The sequence below is a fragment of the Amphritea sp. HPY genome (genome assembly GCF_050870985.1).
Taxonomy (GTDB): Bacteria; Pseudomonadota; Gammaproteobacteria; order Pseudomonadales; family Balneatricaceae; genus Amphritea.
In genome coordinates this window covers 1,337,367-1,354,526 of the sequence record NZ_CP194015.1, presented here as the reverse complement: position 1 = coordinate 1,354,526, position 17,160 = coordinate 1,337,367, and the positions used below count along the sequence as shown (strand labels likewise).

General features: G+C 48.4%; 15 protein-coding genes. 6 read left to right on the top strand and 9 right to left on the bottom strand.

The features are described 5' to 3' along the window. The first annotated feature begins 161 nt into the window (after positions 1-161). Positions 162-701, top strand: coding sequence for a hemerythrin domain-containing protein (locus ACQUQM_RS05940; RefSeq protein WP_432473568.1), 540 nt, complete (start codon positions 162-164; stop codon positions 699-701). A 220-nt stretch (positions 702-921) separates the two neighbouring features. On the opposite strand, the gene ACQUQM_RS05935 is transcribed toward ACQUQM_RS05940, so the two are convergent. After that, positions 922-2,604, bottom strand: a complete 1,683-nt coding sequence (locus ACQUQM_RS05935) for a glutamine--tRNA ligase/YqeY domain fusion protein (RefSeq protein ID WP_432473567.1) — start codon at positions 2,602-2,604, stop codon at positions 922-924. Between the two features lie 181 nt (positions 2,605-2,785). On the opposite strand from ACQUQM_RS05935, the gene ACQUQM_RS05930 reads away from it, so the two are divergent. From ACQUQM_RS05930 to ACQUQM_RS05920, 3 genes are read left to right on the top strand one after another with little or no spacing between them, the layout of a single operon-like run. Beyond that, positions 2,786-3,295, top strand: a complete 510-nt coding sequence (locus ACQUQM_RS05930) for a peptidylprolyl isomerase (protein WP_432473566.1) — start codon at positions 2,786-2,788, stop codon at positions 3,293-3,295. Further along, positions 3,295-4,011 carry a UDP-2,3-diacylglucosamine diphosphatase gene (locus ACQUQM_RS05925; protein ID WP_432473565.1) on the top strand — a complete coding sequence of 239 codons (717 nt, stop codon included), beginning with the start codon at positions 3,295-3,297 and terminating at the stop codon, positions 4,009-4,011. Before ACQUQM_RS05930 ends, ACQUQM_RS05925 begins: the two co-directional genes overlap by 1 nt. A gap of 59 nt (positions 4,012-4,070) precedes the next feature. Continuing rightward, positions 4,071-5,660, top strand: coding sequence for a cation:proton antiporter (locus tag ACQUQM_RS05920; protein ID WP_432473564.1), 1,590 nt, complete (start codon positions 4,071-4,073; stop codon positions 5,658-5,660). A gap of 58 nt (positions 5,661-5,718) precedes the next feature. Here the strand turns inward: ACQUQM_RS05920 and ACQUQM_RS05915 are convergent, their stop codons facing one another. The 5 genes from ACQUQM_RS05915 to ACQUQM_RS05895 all read right to left on the bottom strand — a co-directional run bounded on the left by ACQUQM_RS05915 (position 5,719) and on the right by ACQUQM_RS05895 (position 9,778). Then, on the bottom strand, positions 5,719-6,081 hold the full coding sequence (locus ACQUQM_RS05915) for a VOC family protein (protein WP_432473563.1): 363 nt from the start codon (positions 6,079-6,081) through the stop codon (positions 5,719-5,721). Positions 6,082-6,282: 201 nt separating this feature from the next. Beyond that, the gene (locus tag ACQUQM_RS05910) at positions 6,283-6,768 is read right to left on the bottom strand and encodes a universal stress protein (protein WP_432473562.1); all 486 of its coding nucleotides are present in this window, start codon (positions 6,766-6,768) and stop codon (positions 6,283-6,285) included. 48 nt (positions 6,769-6,816) lie between these two features. After that, positions 6,817-8,145: a TRAP transporter large permease gene (locus ACQUQM_RS05905; RefSeq protein WP_432473561.1), complete on the bottom strand. Its 1,329-nt coding sequence runs from the start codon at positions 8,143-8,145 to the stop codon at positions 6,817-6,819. 67 nt (positions 8,146-8,212) lie between these two features. Beyond that, complete coding sequence (locus ACQUQM_RS05900) at positions 8,213-8,728, bottom strand: TRAP transporter small permease (RefSeq protein ID WP_432473560.1); 516 nt, start codon at positions 8,726-8,728, stop codon at positions 8,213-8,215. Positions 8,729-8,764: 36 nt separating this feature from the next. Beyond that, positions 8,765-9,778 (bottom strand): TRAP transporter substrate-binding protein, encoded by a 1,014-nt coding sequence (locus ACQUQM_RS05895; RefSeq protein ID WP_432473559.1) that lies wholly within the window; start codon positions 9,776-9,778, stop codon positions 8,765-8,767. A gap of 752 nt (positions 9,779-10,530) precedes the next feature. Here ACQUQM_RS05895 and ACQUQM_RS05890 point away from each other — a divergent pair. Then, positions 10,531-11,841, top strand: coding sequence for a hypothetical protein (locus ACQUQM_RS05890; protein WP_432473558.1), 1,311 nt, complete (start codon positions 10,531-10,533; stop codon positions 11,839-11,841). A 103-nt stretch (positions 11,842-11,944) separates the two neighbouring features. Here ACQUQM_RS05890 and ACQUQM_RS05885 read toward each other — a convergent pair whose 3' ends face one another. The 3 genes from ACQUQM_RS05885 to ACQUQM_RS05875 form a co-directional block, all read right to left on the bottom strand. Beyond that, complete coding sequence (locus ACQUQM_RS05885) at positions 11,945-13,402, bottom strand: NAD-dependent succinate-semialdehyde dehydrogenase (protein WP_432473557.1); 1,458 nt, start codon at positions 13,400-13,402, stop codon at positions 11,945-11,947. A 128-nt stretch (positions 13,403-13,530) separates the two neighbouring features. After that, the gene (locus tag ACQUQM_RS05880; RefSeq protein WP_432473556.1) at positions 13,531-14,475 is read right to left on the bottom strand and encodes an AEC family transporter; all 945 of its coding nucleotides are present in this window, start codon (positions 14,473-14,475) and stop codon (positions 13,531-13,533) included. Between the two features lie 170 nt (positions 14,476-14,645). Next, entirely contained in the window at positions 14,646-15,821 is a 1,176-nt protein-coding gene (locus ACQUQM_RS05875; protein WP_432473555.1) for a p-hydroxyphenylacetate 3-hydroxylase oxygenase component, read from the bottom strand. Between the two features lie 365 nt (positions 15,822-16,186). On the opposite strand from ACQUQM_RS05875, the gene hpaA reads away from it, so the two are divergent. Then, a complete protein-coding gene (gene hpaA / locus ACQUQM_RS05870) occupies positions 16,187-17,146 on the top strand; it encodes a 4-hydroxyphenylacetate catabolism regulatory protein HpaA (protein WP_432473554.1) in 960 nt (319 codons plus the stop codon). Positions 17,147-17,160: the final 14 nt, after the last annotated feature.

Below are 17,160 nucleotides of genomic sequence, written 5' to 3'. Positions count from 1 at the left end.
TCAGATCTATCTTGTAACGCATAAACTATCATCTATGACAACGCTATAGTATTGATCTACAGCTATTATAAATAGCGTTGCTGCTGCTCCTCTATCAGGGCTGGCAGCTTCTATTCCGCTTCGGGCACAGACTCGTAAGCTGCTGCAAAAGGTGACACGTTATGACTACCGATTCTTCAAATACTAATCCGACCGAAGATTTCTCACAATGTCACGTTGAGATAATTAAGAATTTCCAGCAACTGAAACAACTGGGAGAGAGTGATATATCTGACCCGGTTCAACCTGATATACAGGCTCTGGCAGATAAGCTGGTCAGGTTCTACCATGATGTTGTTCTAATCCATCATCAGGAAGAGGAACAGGAGCTGTTCTCCGTAGTCATCGATTGTGCCAGCCCGGGTGATGAACTTGACCGGGCCAAGGCGATGGTACAACGGCTGACTAAAGAGCACCGCAGCCTGGAAAAACAATGGAAGAAAATTGAAGCCGATATAAAGAAACTGGCAAAAGGAAAATCGGTAAGCCTGGATAAAGCGGCTATTATCAAGATGGCGGATATCTACCTGCTACACGCCAATTACGAGGAAGACGAGTTTTTACCACTATCCTCTGAGATTCTGAAAGACACAGGTATGTCATCATTGGGACTCACCCTGCACATGCGTCACGACAGCATTAAAGTACCTACTTATATCTGAGATTTACTGGCTATTGCGGGCCGCCCTGGGCGGCCTTTTTTTCCCCGTTTATAAATTAAGAGCGAAACTAAGTTGCCGACAAGCTTCATCTGAAGACAGATCGCGCCTCCTCTTCAACACAGATCTCTGCTAGCTGCGCATCAGAGGTATTCACCCACCATTTTTCATAATCCAAAACAAAAACGGCCACTAAAAAGTGGCCGTTTTTCATCCTGAATATTTATTTTTTCCAGGTGTCGCGCAAACCGATAGTCTTATTAAAGACCGGATGTCCGGCACTGTGCTCGTAACGGTCAGCAGCAAAATAACCTTCTCGCTCGAACTGGAATGTCGCTTCCGGTGCAGCATCTGCCAGTCCTGGCTCAATCCAGCAATTAGTCAGCTCGCTGTAGGATTCCGGATTGATATTATCGAGGAAGTTACCCTCACCCTTATCCGGGGACTCAACATTAAACAAACGATCGTAAACGCGGATGGTCGCCTGCTTACTCTCAGTTGCAGAGACCCAGTGCATAACACCACGTGGCTTCATACCTTGCGGCGGATTCTCACCAACAGTATCAGGAATCAGCGTAGCGTGAACTTCTACAATCTCACCACTATCATCCTTCACCACATCTTCAGCTTTGATGACGTACGCACTGCGTAAACGCATATAATCGCCCGGCACCAGTAAACGGAACTTCTTGCGCGATAAGGTAGTATCTTCGCTGAAATCGGAACGATCAATAAACAGTTCGCGGGTAAACGGTAGCTGCCTATCGCCCAGATCCTTTTGCGGATGAACCGGAGCGGTCAGCATCTCAACCTCACCTTCCGGAAAATTGGTAATAACCAGTTTCAGCGGATTCATAACGCACATCGCACGCGCCGCATTATCGTTAAGATCTTCACGGACAAAGAACTCAAACTGAGCCATATCCACAGTGCCATCGGTCTTTGCAACTGCCAGACTGTCACAGAACTTACGAATAGCCTGAGCTGAATAACCACGGCGACGCATACCGGAGATAGTTGGCATGCGCGGGTCATTCCAGCCACTGACATGCCCTTCATCCACAAGCTGTTTCAGCTTACGCTTACTGGTCACTGTGTAATTGATATTAAGGCGGCCAAACTCGTACTGACGCGGTTTACTCGGCACAGGCAGGTTTTCAATGAACCACTCATACAGAGGCCGGTGATCGGCGAATTCTAGGGTACAGATGGAATGGGTAACACCCTCGATCGCATCTTCCTGACCATGTGCAAAATCATAGTTCGGATAGATACACCACTTATCTCCGGTCTGATGATGCGTTGCCTTACGGATACGATACAAGATCGGATCCCGCAGATTCATATTCGGCGAAGCCATATCGATTTTGGCACGCAGTACACGGCTGCCTTCATCAAATTCGCCTGTTTTCATACGCTCCAGCAGATCCAGATTCTCCTCAGCGGAACGCTCGCGGAACGGGCTGTCTTTACCCGGCTCGGTCGCCCAGCCACGGTATTCACTTGCCTGTTCAGCATTCAGATCACAGACATACGCTTTACCTTCACGGATAAGATGCTGTGCCCAGCTATAGAAAGTATCGAAATAGTCAGAAGCGTAACGGACCTCGCCAGCCCACTTAAAGCCTAGCCACTGCACGTCTTCCTTGATTGCATCAACGTATTCCTGATCTTCTTTTGACGGGTTGGTGTCATCAAAGCGCAGGTTACACTCACCGTTGTACTTTTCAGCGGTACCGAAGTTCAGGCAGATCGATTTAGCATGACCTATATGCAGGTAACCATTAGGCTCAGGCGGGAAACGGGTCACCACCTTGGCCAGACCTTGGTCAAGATCCTGCTCGATAACCTGATGGATAAAGTTCGTTGGCTGTTTGTTTTCGTTGTTCGCGTCGTTGTTGCTCATATAGCCGTCTTATATTCCATGGAAAACAGTAGCCGCACATTATAAACAGTTGCATCGGAGACAACCATAAGCAGTGAAAAATTATTAAAGCTTCCTAAGTTGTAATTCTTTAGTATAATTTGCCACCAGATTAGGCAGTTATTAATTCCAAATAATAAGACCAGACAAAGGAACACTAAGAATGATCGTTCTGCACACCAATTTCGGCGATATCAGCATTGAACTGGACCACGAAAAAGCGCCTAAAACTGCGGCTAATTTTGAAGCCTATGTTAAAGACGGTTTCTATGACGGTGTTATCTTTCACCGGGTAATCGATGGCTTCATGATTCAGGGCGGCGGCTTCGAGCCGGGTATGGTTAGCAAAGAGACCGGCGCCAATATTGAAAACGAAGCTAACAATGGCCTGAGCAACAAGCGTGGCACCCTGGCTATGGCCCGGACTATGGATCCGCACAGCGCATCAGCCCAGTTCTTCATTAATGTTAGCGACAATACCTTCCTCGACCACACTGCTGAGACGATGGAAGGCTGGGGTTACGCCGTATTCGCCAAAGTAGTTGAAGGTATGGATGTAGTCGAGCAGATCAAAGGCGTTGCTACTACATTCAGCAACGGCCACCAGGATGTACCAGCTGAAGATGTGATCATCAATTCAGCCGAGATTGTGGATGCAGAAGACGCAGAATAATGCGTACCCTGTTTATTTCCGATCTCCACCTGCACAGCGGTCGTCCGGATCTGACCCGGGCACTGCTGCAGTTCCTCGATCAACAGGCTGAAAACTGTGACAACCTCTATATTCTCGGGGATCTGTTTGAAGCCTGGATCGGCGATGACCTGATCCCGGAAGACCTGCAACCGGTTATTACCCGGCTTCGGCAGCTCAGCGATCAGGGCACAAATCTGTTTTTTCAACACGGTAATCGTGATTTTCTGGTCGGTCAGCAATTTGCTGAACTCACCGGCTGCACACTGCTACCCGATAATTACATTATCAACCTGCCCACTGGTCAGGCACTGATTATGCACGGCGACCAGTTGTGCACTGATGATATCGAGTACCAGGCGTTCCGCAAGCAGCTGCGTAATCCACGATGGCAGCAGGACTTCCTGAGCAAGCCATTGCCGGAAAGGTTGCAGATAGCACAGCAACTTCGCGCGGCCAGCAAAGAAAAAAATGCCGGTAAAAGCATGCAGATTATGGATGTAAACCCTGAAGCGGTTCAGCTGGCGTTAGATCACGCCTTTACCGATCTGCTAATCCACGGCCATACTCACCGCCCGGCAGTTCATCAACTAGCCGAAGGTAATCGCCGCATCGTGCTGGGTGATTGGGATAAAACCGGCTGGTACCTGGAATGTACCGAGAATGGGCAACAGCTGATAGAGTTCGATATCCAATAAGTGGTAGCATGGTTTAATAAAAGCTATTTCATAAACTATCGCGAAAACAATCACTTATTATGGACTTCATCTGGATTCTGTTTGCCTATTTCTGCGGCCTGTCGCTTAAGATAATCGGACTGCCGCCTCTGATCGGCTTTCTGCTCGCTGGCTTTCTGCTTCACTTCCTCGGCATAGAACCCACCGCCAGCCTGGATACACTGGCGGACCTGGGCATCACCCTGATGCTATTCACCATCGGCTTGAAACTGCACATAGGCGATCTGCTGCGCCGTGAAGTCTGGGCCAGCACACTGAGCCATATGGGACTTTGGACGCTGTTGTTCGGCTCCCTCGCTCTGCTCATGGCAACCGTTGCCGTTCCTTTCTACAGCGAAGTCGATCTGCAAACCGCAGCTTTGCTTGGCTTCGCCCTGAGTTTCAGCAGTACTGTTTGTATCGTAAAACTACTGGAAGAAAACGGTGAACTGAAAACTCGTCACGGCCAGTTGGCGATCGGCGTACTGGTAATGCAGGACATTGTAGCGGTACTGTTCCTGGTGATAGCAACCGGTAAGCTGCCATCGTTATGGGCACTGCTATTGTTTGCACTGATTTTTGCCCGACCACTGCTGTTCCGCCTGCTGGATAAAGCCGGCCACGGCGAGATGCTGCCCCTGACCGGCTTTTTCTTTGCCCTGGGAGGCTATGAACTGTTTCAACTTGTCGGCGTAAAAGGTGATCTCGGCGCCCTTGTATTTGGCATTTTGCTCAGCCAGCACAGTAAAGCCACTGAGTTGACCAAGTCCCTGCTCAGCTTTAAGGATCTGTTCCTGATCGGTTTCTTCCTGTCGATCGGCTTTACTGCCTTGCCGACCTGGTCGATGCTTGGTACCGCGACGCTTATAGCCCTGCTGATCGGCGTTAAATTCCTGATGTTCTTCATTCTCTTTACCCGTCTGCAGTTACGCAGCCGTACCGCCTATCTTGCTTCCCTGGCACTGAGCAACTTCAGTGAATTCGGCCTGATAGTCGCAGCCCTTAGCGTTGACTCCGGTTGGCTTAGCCGGGAATGGCTGGTTATTCTCGCACTCGCCGTTTCGATCTCATTTATTATCACCAGCGTACTCTACCCTTCTGCACACCGTTTCTACATGCTGCACAAAGCTCGTCTGAAGCAATATGAAAGCAGCGTCCGACTCGCAGCAGATAGCATATCTCAACCTAAAGATGCAGAGGTGCTGGTAATCGGTCTCGGCCGGGTTGGTAAAGGCGCTTATAAATCGCTACAAAATATACTCGACCACCGGGTAGCTGGTCTTGATTCCGATCGATTCCGGGCGCAAGAGCTACAACAGATGGGTATGAATATATGTATCGGTGATGGTGAGGATGCTGACTTCTGGGAGAATTTTGATACCTCAGATATCGGGCTGATTTTGCTGGCGCTACCTTCAATTGAAGACAGCAGAAATATAACGTATCAGCTGGTGAATGCGGGTTATCAGGGTAAGATTGCGGCGATCGCCCGCTATGAAGACGACCGGGAAAAGCTACTCGAAGCCGGTATCGATAAAGTATTCAATTTCTATAAAGAAGCCGGTACCGGTTTCGCAGAAGATAGTTTGATGCTGATGACCCAGCCCGATCAGCTAGAGAAACAGACATAACTACGAACTTAACTACAGACATAACTGCAGCCCAGCATAGGGCTGATAAAGCTGATGCTCAAGCTTCACCTTTATCTGACCAAACTGCGAATTCATTGCCGCTGGGCTCGCAGAAATGAAAACGGCGACCACCGGGGAATGAAAAAACAGCTTTGACGATCTCACCACCGGCCTGCTCGACCTTGGTCTGGGTCGCTTCCAGATCTGAACTGTAAAACACAATTAAGGCACTGCCAGTGGCGGTGCTGGCTTTCAGTTCTGACCGGTAGAAACCACCATCCAGCCCCTGCCCGGCAAACGCAGTATATTCAGGACCATAGTCGGTAAATGCCCAATCAAAAGCGCTACTGAAAAATGACTTTGTCGCGGCCAGGTCATGCGCCGGCCATTCGACATAATTTATTTTCTCATGCTGATTCATGAGTCCTCCAAAACTGCTCAGATACCTCTAACTGTATATGCTATTGCAGAGCCCTGTAACCACTATCCAGCACCACTCAATCCCGCACCACTAAATACAGCTATGCTGCGGATAGTATCATTAAAATATTATAGCAACCGGTGTCCTTAACATTTCTACAAGACTCTTCGCATCAGGCTTCCTAGCCTTCAGCTTCTTCGGTTACAGTAGCGGTACTACAAGAACAGGCCGCTTCGAGTTTTGCATAACCTTATTAGCCGTAGACCCCATCAGAAACTGCCCCACTGCAGAATGGGTACGGGTACCCATAACAATCACATCGGCATCGATGTCGTCAGCCACGCTTAGAATAGTTTTCCATGGCACCCCCTCTTCAACCCGCGCATTAACCTGAGCTTCAGTAAGCATCTCATTTTCTTCAAGCTCGGTTTCACAAAAGTGCTCAACCCGCTGTGCCAACTTTTTTCTGACATTGGCGATGCTCTGATCATGCAGTTGATGCAGTGACTCATCGCTCACCATCGTATCAACTATAGTCTGAGCAGACGCACTTAGTGGCTCCAGTACGTGGAGAAAGGTAATCTCAGAGTTGTATTGAGCACACAGACTAACCGCAGCACGGAAAGCCGGCCGTGAACCTTTATCAATGTCGGATGCGTACAGGATTTTTTTTACTTCAGGCAGCATAACTTAACCCTCAAACAGAAAGGGCCCCGCAGGGCCCTTATTTATTATTTAACGATACAACATTTCCGGCAGGAACAGTGCGATCGAAGAAAACAGTGTGACCAGTGCCAGGCGAACAATATCAGCACACCAGAAAGGCGTTACGCCTTTAAAGATGGTGCCGGCCTTAACATCCCGTAACACAGCCGCCAGTACGAACACATTCATACCCACCGGCGGCGTAATCAGGCTGATCTCGGTCACCACGACCACTACGATACCGAACCACACCAGGTCGAAGCCCAGGCTCTGCACCAATGGGAAGAATATAGGCACCGTCAACAGCAGCATCGACAGACTCTCAAACACCATACCCAGTACGATATAGATCGCCAGAATAACCAGGATCACCACCATTGGCGGGACATCCAGGCCATTTACCAACGCCAGCAAGTCAGCCGGCAGACCCGCACGGTTAATAAAGTTAGAGAAGATCAGTGCACCGATCAATACCGCAAACAACATGGCAGAGGTCCGTGCAGTATCGGTCAGGATATCGAACAAACTCCCCCAGTTCAGTGAACGGCGAAACAATGCGATCAAAAACGCACCGCCAGCACCGATACCGGCAGCTTCTGTCGGCGTAAAGATACCGCCGTAGATACCGCCCATCACGACAGTAAACAGGATCAGCACACCCCAGACACCGTTCAGCGCCTGGAAACGCTCTGACCAACGCATTTTCTCGCCACAAGGACCCGCTGCAGGGTCACGCCATACGACATAACGCACCGCCATCAGATACAACAGGATACCCATGAAGCCAGGGATAAAACCGGCTGCAAACAGCTCCCGGATACTGGTTTCAGTCAGCAGACCATAGATAACCAGAATTACGCTTGGCGGGATCAGGATACCCAGGGTACCGCCGGCGGCAATCGACGCCGTCGCCAGTGAATCCGCATAGCCATATTTACGCATCGGTGGCATCGCCACTTTTGCCATTGTGGCAGACGTCGCCAGGCTGGAACCGCAAATTGCCGAAAAACCACCACAGGCAACAACGGTCGCCATCGAAAGACCGCCCTTCTTGTGCCCTAAAAAGGCATAAGAGGCACGATACAATTCATGGGACAAACCGGACTTGGTGACCAGATTACCCATCAGAATGAATAGAGGAATAACGGACAGGCTGTACTCCTGTGCGGTATCAATAACACGTTTAGATGCCATCGACAGTGCGCCGGTCCAGCGGAAGTCCATAAAGTTATCGAAGGTCAGGCCCTGCATATAGGCGAAACCGAAGAAGCCCACCAGACCCATCGCGAACGCGATAGGTACACGAGCCACTACGATAATCAGCAGCAAAATAGCAAAGCCGGTTAATGCAGTAATCATTAAGAAATACCCGTAAGGTTACAAACGTATTGATCTTTGAAAAACGGTCAGGACCAGATTTCCAGAGCTAGTCACGCGACAGAAACAACAACCGGTAGACACCGTAGGTAATCATTGCGGCCGCTGTAATCCAGCTCATTATGGCGATATATTCGATGATATAACCGACCGGCATCTGCAGGTACTCGGTGATCTCGTCGCGTCTTAGCGAGCGACTCGCCAGCTCATAGATCCGCACAGCCAGGAAATACAACGATGTCGACATCAGGAAAGCGGCAAGCAATCCCAGCGCCTTAATCACGGCACTACCCATCATCTTGTCAAGGATGTCGACGACCACATGGCCACCTCTCCAGGTAATGACCGGCATCTCAGCGAATACGAGGATAGCGATCCCCATCTCTGTCAGTTCGGTAGTACCGTCGACAGCGTTATCCAGAAAGTAGCGACCAAATACATCGGCACAGGTCAGCAACATCAGGAGAAATAGTGTTACGGCAGCGATCAACTCAAGAAAAAAGGCCAGCCAGGCGACCGGCCCTTTCTCTTCGTAGTGCGCTGTAATCCAGGCACTAAAAGTCATAGAAGACTCCTACTTATTACTTAAAGCGAGCGTGTCTTACTTATAGCTACGTGCGATCTCGCGCAGTTCAGCCAGAGCAGCTTTCGCATCAACACCGCGGCTCTCCACAGAATCAAGGAACGTCTGCTCCATCCCCTTAGTCAGCTCTTTAAACTCCGCAGACAACACGTCACCATCTTGAACCATAGTGATGTTTACACCTGCTTCCTGAGCCGCTTTCAGACCTTCAGCATCGCCCTCATCCCAGGAACGGCCTGCCATTGCAGACAGTTTCTCACCGGATACTGACATGATCGCAGCACGATCTTTCTCATCCAGATCTGCCAGAAAGTCAGGATTCATGAACATTGCGAAGCTACCCAGATACATACCGCCAGGGAATGCAATTACGTTTTTAGCAACTTCTTTCAGACGCAGTGACTTCTGATCAACCATCGGGATAAATACACCGTCGATTACGCCCTGCTGCATCATCTCGTATACTTTAGGCGCCGGAGCACCAACAGCGGTTACGCCCATACGGTGACCGATCTCACCCTGAACACCGCCGCCCAGACGGATCTTCTTACCATTCAGATCAGCCAGGGAAGATACCGGATCGGCCATATGAATCTGACCCGGACCGTGAGTAAACAGGCCGATAACTTCAAGACCATCATGCTCATTAGCCTTAGAGAAGTACTTCTCAAACGTACGCCAGTGCGCTACAGAAGCCGCTTCAGCACTGGTACCCAGCAATGGCTGCTCAACCGCCTGGGTCAGCTTAAAACGACCAGGCACATAACCGTGGTAGCTGAAAGATGCATCTACAACACCATCTTCAACCAGTTCAAACATGGTTTTTGGGTGACCCATACCATATTCAATTACAACGTTAACGCGACCTTCAGTCGCCTCTTCAACCCATTTAGACCAGGTTGGCCATACAACAGCATTCTGTGGGTGAGTTGGCGGCAGCCAGCTTGCGACACGCAAAGTGGTTTCTGAATAAGCCTGACCGCTCAGACCGATAAGCAAACCTGCACATGCAATTTTCTTTAGATTAGACATTAACTTTCCTCTAAAACAAAAACCCAAATACCAGACTCTTAATATATTAATCAAGAGAATAAAGAAGCATAAATCAAAATTTTCTTATTAAGACACAACTTGTACAAACCACAGACATATCAATAAGAAGAACATCAATCATGCAGACATAGTATATTCATTTAACATGTTAAGCAAATTTTACTCAGTAATAATCCATAGGGTTTATTGACTACAGATACACACTACGTGTTGATCTCACAGCATTCTATTAGATGGTAGAATCTGTATTTCTCTAATCTAATCAAACAAAACCTGACCTGAATCAACGTAGAGCTCCTATGACCGAATCAGGACCGGAAACAATGACAAGAAACGCGATAAATGCGTGCGTAATTATTTACACAATACTAACCATTGCTATTCACTCCCCCGGCATCACACAATCATCAACAAAAACCCTAAGTAAATAACGAACATACACCCTCCCCCCCCTTCAGGCACTGCGCCGCACATTCACACATTGCCGCATACACAGTAATCAGCATCACATGAGTCCGTTTCTAAACAGATCAATACGATTGCTTTACCAGACTACCGATGATCCTCGACAGCATTTCAGGCGTAACCACTACCTATCCAGTTCTGCTGTCCAAGAACAATCATTTACCTGACCTATAAATATAGATAGCATATTAAGTATACATATTGTTAATATATTAATAAGCATCAGCACCCTTCCCGGACAACCCTTTATGCTTATCAGAAGCTTAATGCAAAAGTCACAAACGATATGGCCTACCGAAGCGATATCAGGCCCTTTGATTCTATTAATGTGGCTGTTCACCCTTATCAATACAGTCACATCACTGGGACTCACCGGAATAGCAACCCTGCTAGCCTGGACCTATGTGGCCATAGAACTCCCCCGGCTAACACCTAAACAGCGCAAGCAGATTCTGACCCTGCTCAGTGTTGGCATTGCAACAGCGCTACTGGCCTCATCTCAAGGTTCCGATATTACACTGCAGCAGCTGTTTGGTGAGCACCTGAAACTTGCGATGCTGTTGACTGCAGTCAGCTTTATTGGAATGGCCACCCGGGTAGCCAGCAATAAAAGCCGGATTGGAATTCCAAGTTTTGTTACCACACTTCTTGGAATGCATCTTTTCTCTTCGGTTGCCAACTTCTCGGCAGTAATAGTAGTGGGTGAACAAGTTAAACGCAGCGGTCGCATCGATCAGCTTTCGCAATTTATTCTCAGCCGTGGTTTTGGCATGGCGGTGCTCTGGTCCCCCTTCCTTAGCATCCTGCCACTCGTGTTAGAACAGGTTGAAGGTACCCGCCTGCAGCAGATTTATCCATTCTCGATAACGCTGGCAATAATCGGCTTACTGCTAACCCTGCTGGAAAGCCGCTTTCGCGCACCAGATCAACTGAACAACTATGCAGGATACCCATTAAAATCCAGCACCCTGGCGCTACCGCTCAGCCTGATCGGTATGATCCTGCTATTGAGCTGGCAACAGCCTCAGCTGCCAACTATATTTCTGGTCTCTCTACTGGCAGCTGTTGTACCTGTGCTACTAGTGGTATTACGCTCAGGCCCTACTGGAGCAGGCCTCTGCCTGATAACCCATGTCACCGAAAAGCTGGCACAAAGCAGGGCTGAGATCAGCCTGTTCCTCAGTGCCGGCCTGCTGGCAGCCGGAGTTAAGGCCTGCATTGGCGTTGGACTGATCAGCCTCCCCTTTACCGAAACCAATGCCGCAGTCGCTTCGCTCGCGATGGTACTAATTGTTACTTTTGCTTACCTTGGTATTCATCAGCTGGCATTAGTGGCGATCTTTGCCGGCCTCCTTGCGGATATCACCACCACCCCGAATCTCATGGCAGTCGGCTATATTCTGGGCACCGCTCTGGCGATGACCGGTAGCACATTCAGTGGCTTAAACTTTATGATGAAAGCCCGCTTTAACTGTGAAGACCGGGAGATAATCCGTAACCATCTGCCGTTTAACTTAACCATGCTGACTATCGGTTGCGGTTTAATATTTACCATGGAATACCTGGGTATTCAGTAACATTATTTCCTTTGACACAAAAAAAGGAGGCTCCCTTTCGGGGCCTCCCAGCAAGCACAAAGAGCCTATTCTGTGCTGAACTTATCGCTCTCCTGCCTGAAGCTTACATTCCGCCCATGCAGATATATTTCGTTTCCAGGTAATCATCCAGACCGTATTTGGAACCTTCACGGCCCTGACCGGACTCTTTCACACCACCAAAAGGAATCACCTCTGAACTGATAGCGGTCTCGTTAACACCAACCATGCCGTAATCGATCGCTTCAGCAACACGCCAGCTGCGCCCCATATTCTCGGTATAGAAATAAGCCGCAAGACCAAACTCGGTATCATTAGCCATGGCGATCGCTTCTTCCTCGGTAGAGAATTTGAACACCGGCGCCACCGGACCGAAAATCTCTTCCCGGAACACACGCATTTTATCGTGAACATTGGTCAGGATAGTTGGTTGATAGAAACAACCACCCTGCTCACCCGGCTCACCGCCGGTCACGATAGTTGCGCCTTCTGCCACAGCGCTTTGTACTTTGGCATGAATCTCGGCTGCAGCTTTCTCGGTAATTACCGGACCGTGAGTCGTCGCCCCATCCAGACCATTACCGATACGGAATTCGCTTACGGCTGCGGCAAATTTTTCAACGAAGGCATCGTAAATACCTTCCTGCACCAACAGTCGGTTAGCGCAGATACAGGTCTGACCGGAGTTACGGTATTTCGCTGCCAGGGCACCGGTAACCGCCAGATCCAGATCCGCATCATCAAAGATAATAACCGGCGCATTTCCACCCAGCTCCATCGAGGTGCGTTTTACAGTATCAGCACACTGCTTCATCAGCAGCTTACCGACAGGCGTAGAGCCAGTGAACGTTACTTTCTTAACTGTCGGGTTAGAGGTCATCTCACCGCCGATCGCTGGAGCATCCATACCGGGTAGCACACTGAACAGGCCTGCAGGCAGACCAGCACGGCTAGCCAGTTCAACCAGCGCCAGCGCCGACAGCGGGGTCTCTGCTGCAGGCTTAAGTACAACAGCACAACCCACAGCCAGTGCCGGGCCAGCCTTACGGGTAATCATCGCGTTCGGGAAATTCCACGGTGTTATCGCTGCAACCACGCCGATCGGCTGCTTAATCACCACACCCCGGCGATCACTTGCACCCGGTATAATATCGCCGTAAACCCGTTTACCCTCTTCGGCAAACCATTTAATAAAGGAAGCACCATAGGCTACTTCACCGCGGGACTCCGCCAGGGTCTTGCCCTGCTCGGCGGTCATGATCAGAGCCAGATCTTCAGTATTCTCGATAATCAGCTGATGCCAGCGCTCCAGCAGATCGGAACGAGTCTTCGGCGGCAGCGCCTTCCAGGCGATCATCGCCTGCTCTGCGGCAACGATTGCACGACGAGTTTCTGTCGCACCTACGCTGGCCACATCGGCCAGATGCTCACCGGTTGCCGGATTAGTCACGGCAAAAGTCTCACCCTTATCGGCATCAACCCACTCACCGTTTATAAACGCTTGTGTCTGCAACAGGCCGGAATCATTCAACTCTAATTTCATAGCGATCTCTTCTCTTGATATAGCGGCAAATACTTTCTGACTTATATTTGATAGCCTACGCGATTTAAAGTTACTTAACAAGTTAAGTAACTTTAAATCGTTATTTCTCTATATTTAGTGGGATGTGTTTAGCCACCAACACCCAGTAGCCAGATTTCCAGATTTATGGTGATGAACGCAATCAAAGTGGCCGGAAGCAGGACTGCTGAGCAAAGCCCAGCGAGGTTATAACGTATACCTATCACGCCATATATACTGAACATCGGCATACAGGCCAGAATAATCGCAACGTTCTGGAACAACGGCTGCATTGGTGGGAATATCAGCACCATCAGAAGAACTGACAGCGGATGTATTACCAGCTTACCAAACACGATAGATGAAATATCTGACAACATCCCTTTTGACTTCAGGCCAACCAAAGTACCACCAATTGTAAACAGGGCAAGACCACCAACAGTAAGCCCCAGCATATCGACCACCTTGACGACAAACCCAGGCGGATGAGTATCAGTGGCTGCAACCAAAAGCCCAAGCACAATTGAGACAATGATGGGGTTCCGCAACAGCTGCGGCAGAGACTTAAACAGCGCCCTGAAAAAGCTGGAACTCTCATGCTGCCCGGTATCAGCCAACGCCAGAGCCAGAGGTAAGATAATCAGATTTTCAATAATCAGCGTCAACGCAAAAGGCACCAGGGCAGCGTCACCAAACAGCTGCATAATGATCGGAAAACCAATCATCAGACTATTGGAAAGACTCCCTCCCAGGCCAAATATTGCACATTCTGTAAGCGGCTTACTCCTGATTTTGGCTATAAAAAACAGAACAGAGAACGAAAGTAACGAACCCAAACCAAAAATCAACAGGTAATCAAAATGCAATACATCCTGGAATGAGCGCGAGCTTAACGAGCTGAACAAAGCAGCAGGCAAACCAAAATTAACTACAAACCAGCCTAAGGTTTTAACATTTTCTTTTTGCAGAAACCCTGCCCGCACCGTCATATATCCCATTGCGATCAGGATAAAGGTCGGACTGGTCAGAGATAATATATAGGTAAAATCATGCATGGCTAAGGTGCAATCTCCTTCTGGAAACACAAAAAACACCACTCCCCAAAGAGGAAGCAGCCGTATCGATTCAGTTTATTATTAGTATTTTTAACGATGGAAAAACAGATATTTCTGTAGAGAAGGGACAAAAAACCCGCGATAAACGCGGGTTTTTTAATCAAGGGTAATTAAACCATGGTTGGATCAGCTTCCAGACCCATGATAGAACGGCCCAGGATCTGCTTACATACATCGTAATCGGTGTATGCGTGTGCAGCTGTCATGTTCACATCACGCCACAAACGCTGAATCTCATTGTCGTGAATCCAGGTAGTACCACCGGATACTTCAAACAGACGGTTAACAGCTTCACAGCACATTTTAACTGCATAAGCCTGATTGGTGCGCCAGAACGCGATTTCAGCATCAGTTGGGTAGCGCTTCTGCTCACCGAACTCTTTGTGCTCGTCCCAGGTTTTTTCCATCAGAGCACGTGCAGCCATTACCTGGTGAGTGGATTCAGCCAGACGCATCAGTGGTGGAGTCTCTTTACCAGACGCCGCCATTGTGTAAGCACGGGTACGATTCTGAGTCAGCTCTTTAAACACAGTCAGCATGCGCTCAGCGATACCCAGTGCCATAGAGGCAAAACCACAGGCAAAGTAAGGGCGGTAAGGCGTGTAATAGATCTTGCTGTCAGGGTACAGACCGAAACCAGCTGATTCACCAGTCATCATCGCTTTTGCTTTCTCGATGCGATGCTCAGGGATGAAAGTATTTTCGTTAATACGCAGAGTCTTAGTACCAGATGGCTTCATACCTGCAGAGAACCAGTCATCGATGATCTCGTAATCTGATTTTGGTACTACACCAAAGCAGTAATCTTTTTCGCCAGTTTCTTTATTGTCGCGCAGGAAGCCCAGAATCGCCCAATCAGCGTGATCGCAGCCGGAGCTCCACTTCATGTCGCCATTAAAGATGATGCCGCCTTCTGCTTCTTCGATTTTACCGAAAGGTGCGATAGAGCTGCTGGCAGTTGCATCGCGATTTTCACCCCAGAACTCATCCTGAGCTTGCTTAGAGAACATAGCCATCTGATGGCTGTGCGTAACCAGCAGACTGAATGCCCAGGCGGTACCGCCACAAGCGCCGGCAAGAGCAGCAATACAGTCGGTAACTTCTGGCAAAGACAGTTCCAAGCCGCCATAAGCTTTAGGCTGAAGCGCGCGGTGCAGATTGATTGATTTAAGAAGACGGATGTTCTCGTCTGGCACTTTACGTTCCTGTTCAGCCTGTACAGCATTAGCAGCGATTGTAGGCAGAATTTTCTTCAATTCATCTAACATTGGATTTGCTCTTTCCATCGTTCAGCACCTTATTTGAATTATTCTGATGTAACAAAACAGAGTACTCAGTATTGAATGGCTGAGCATGCTGCCTTAGTGATGATCACATTATTGTTCACAAGTTAACTAAATAAAATGGATCTTTCACAGGCTTGCTTGTACTTTTGATAGTTAACATATGAATAAAAATAAGGATATCAGGCTACTTTTTAAAAACAAAAACCACATAACTAATTGATATTAATGAACTATATGTTTCTTGTCGCATTAAGAGCTTCAGTGTAATTGCACAAAGGGTGGAATATTTCTTTATAAAATGACAAAAATATCTAAAATTAATCCAATTCTGAATAATCTGAGCTTATTTAGCTGTGAGGCTGTATATGAGTAATAGTTCTACTGCGCCTGGCCAAAGCCCGACCAGAAGTGCCACTAAAGGTACGTCCAGTGCAGCCAACTCTGAAGGTATACCTAATATAGATATTGGTCATGCCTATGATCAACAATATGTAGACGCAGAAATTCATTATGAGCATCTGGAGAAGCTGGCAGATTTTTTCGGCCGAAATATGCCGGTGCACCATCACGACCGGTTCTATCAGGTCCATGTAATCCTTAATGGTACGGTGCGGGTTCATTTAGATGAAACCAGTTACACCGTCAAAGGGCCAATGTTTTTCCTGACGCCACCGACAATTCCTCACGCTTTTGTTACCGATAATAATGCAACCGGTCACGTGATTACTGCAAGGCAGCAACTGGTCTGGGAATTGATGGGGGCGATGATTCCAACCGGACTGGCCAGTAAAAGCTTTATTAACAGCCCACTCTGTGTGGCATTGTCACCAGAGAAGGACTCAACTGCCGAACGTATGCTGCACTTATTGACGCTAATGGCCGATGAAAATGACCATACCAGTATGGAGCATACTCTGGCGCTCAAAGCGTTATTACAATTAGTTTTGATAGATATCGCCCGCTTATCTGATCAAAAGCAGCCTAAACAGAAAACCCGTAAAGAAGATGTCCGTATATTTCACCGCTTCAATGAATTAATTGAAACTCATTTCCGGGAACATCTGACGCTGACCCAGTACTCTGAGATGATCAGCGTTACCGAAGCTCGCTTGAATGAAATATGTCGCCGCCTGGCCGGATTGCCATCAAAGCGTCTGATTATGGAACGACTGATGCAGGAGGCAAGACGGTTGCTGAGCTACTCTGTGGCCCCGATCACAGAGATCAGTTATCAGTTAGGCTTTAAAGATCCGGCATATTTTGCTCGATTCTTCCGCAGAAATGCAGGCGTAACTGCCAGCGAATACCGGGAAAAAATAAAATAACCTTACAAATCAGA

Excerpts from the sequence above, each read along its gene's own strand:
- ACQUQM_RS05940 (WP_432473568.1), top strand. The coding sequence starts at position 162 with ATGACTACCGATTCTTCAAATACTAATCCGACCGAAGATTTCTCACAA.
- ACQUQM_RS05935 (WP_432473567.1), bottom strand. The coding sequence starts at position 2,604 with ATGAGCAACAACGACGCGAACAACGAAAACAAACAGCCAACGAACTTT.
- ACQUQM_RS05930 (WP_432473566.1), top strand. The coding sequence starts at position 2,786 with ATGATCGTTCTGCACACCAATTTCGGCGATATCAGCATTGAACTGGAC.
- ACQUQM_RS05925 (WP_432473565.1), top strand. The coding sequence starts at position 3,295 with ATGCGTACCCTGTTTATTTCCGATCTCCACCTGCACAGCGGTCGTCCG.
- ACQUQM_RS05920 (WP_432473564.1), top strand. The coding sequence starts at position 4,071 with ATGGACTTCATCTGGATTCTGTTTGCCTATTTCTGCGGCCTGTCGCTT.
- ACQUQM_RS05915 (WP_432473563.1), bottom strand. The coding sequence starts at position 6,081 with ATGAATCAGCATGAGAAAATAAATTATGTCGAATGGCCGGCGCATGAC.
- ACQUQM_RS05910 (WP_432473562.1), bottom strand. The coding sequence starts at position 6,768 with ATGCTGCCTGAAGTAAAAAAAATCCTGTACGCATCCGACATTGATAAA.
- ACQUQM_RS05905 (WP_432473561.1), bottom strand. The coding sequence starts at position 8,145 with ATGATTACTGCATTAACCGGCTTTGCTATTTTGCTGCTGATTATCGTA.
- ACQUQM_RS05900 (WP_432473560.1), bottom strand. The coding sequence starts at position 8,728 with ATGACTTTTAGTGCCTGGATTACAGCGCACTACGAAGAGAAAGGGCCG.
- ACQUQM_RS05895 (WP_432473559.1), bottom strand. The coding sequence starts at position 9,778 with ATGTCTAATCTAAAGAAAATTGCATGTGCAGGTTTGCTTATCGGTCTG.
- ACQUQM_RS05890 (WP_432473558.1), top strand. The coding sequence starts at position 10,531 with ATGCAAAAGTCACAAACGATATGGCCTACCGAAGCGATATCAGGCCCT.
- ACQUQM_RS05885 (WP_432473557.1), bottom strand. The coding sequence starts at position 13,402 with ATGAAATTAGAGTTGAATGATTCCGGCCTGTTGCAGACACAAGCGTTT.
- ACQUQM_RS05880 (WP_432473556.1), bottom strand. The coding sequence starts at position 14,475 with ATGCATGATTTTACCTATATATTATCTCTGACCAGTCCGACCTTTATC.
- ACQUQM_RS05875 (WP_432473555.1), bottom strand. The coding sequence starts at position 15,821 with ATGGAAAGAGCAAATCCAATGTTAGATGAATTGAAGAAAATTCTGCCT.
- hpaA (WP_432473554.1), top strand. The coding sequence starts at position 16,187 with ATGAGTAATAGTTCTACTGCGCCTGGCCAAAGCCCGACCAGAAGTGCC.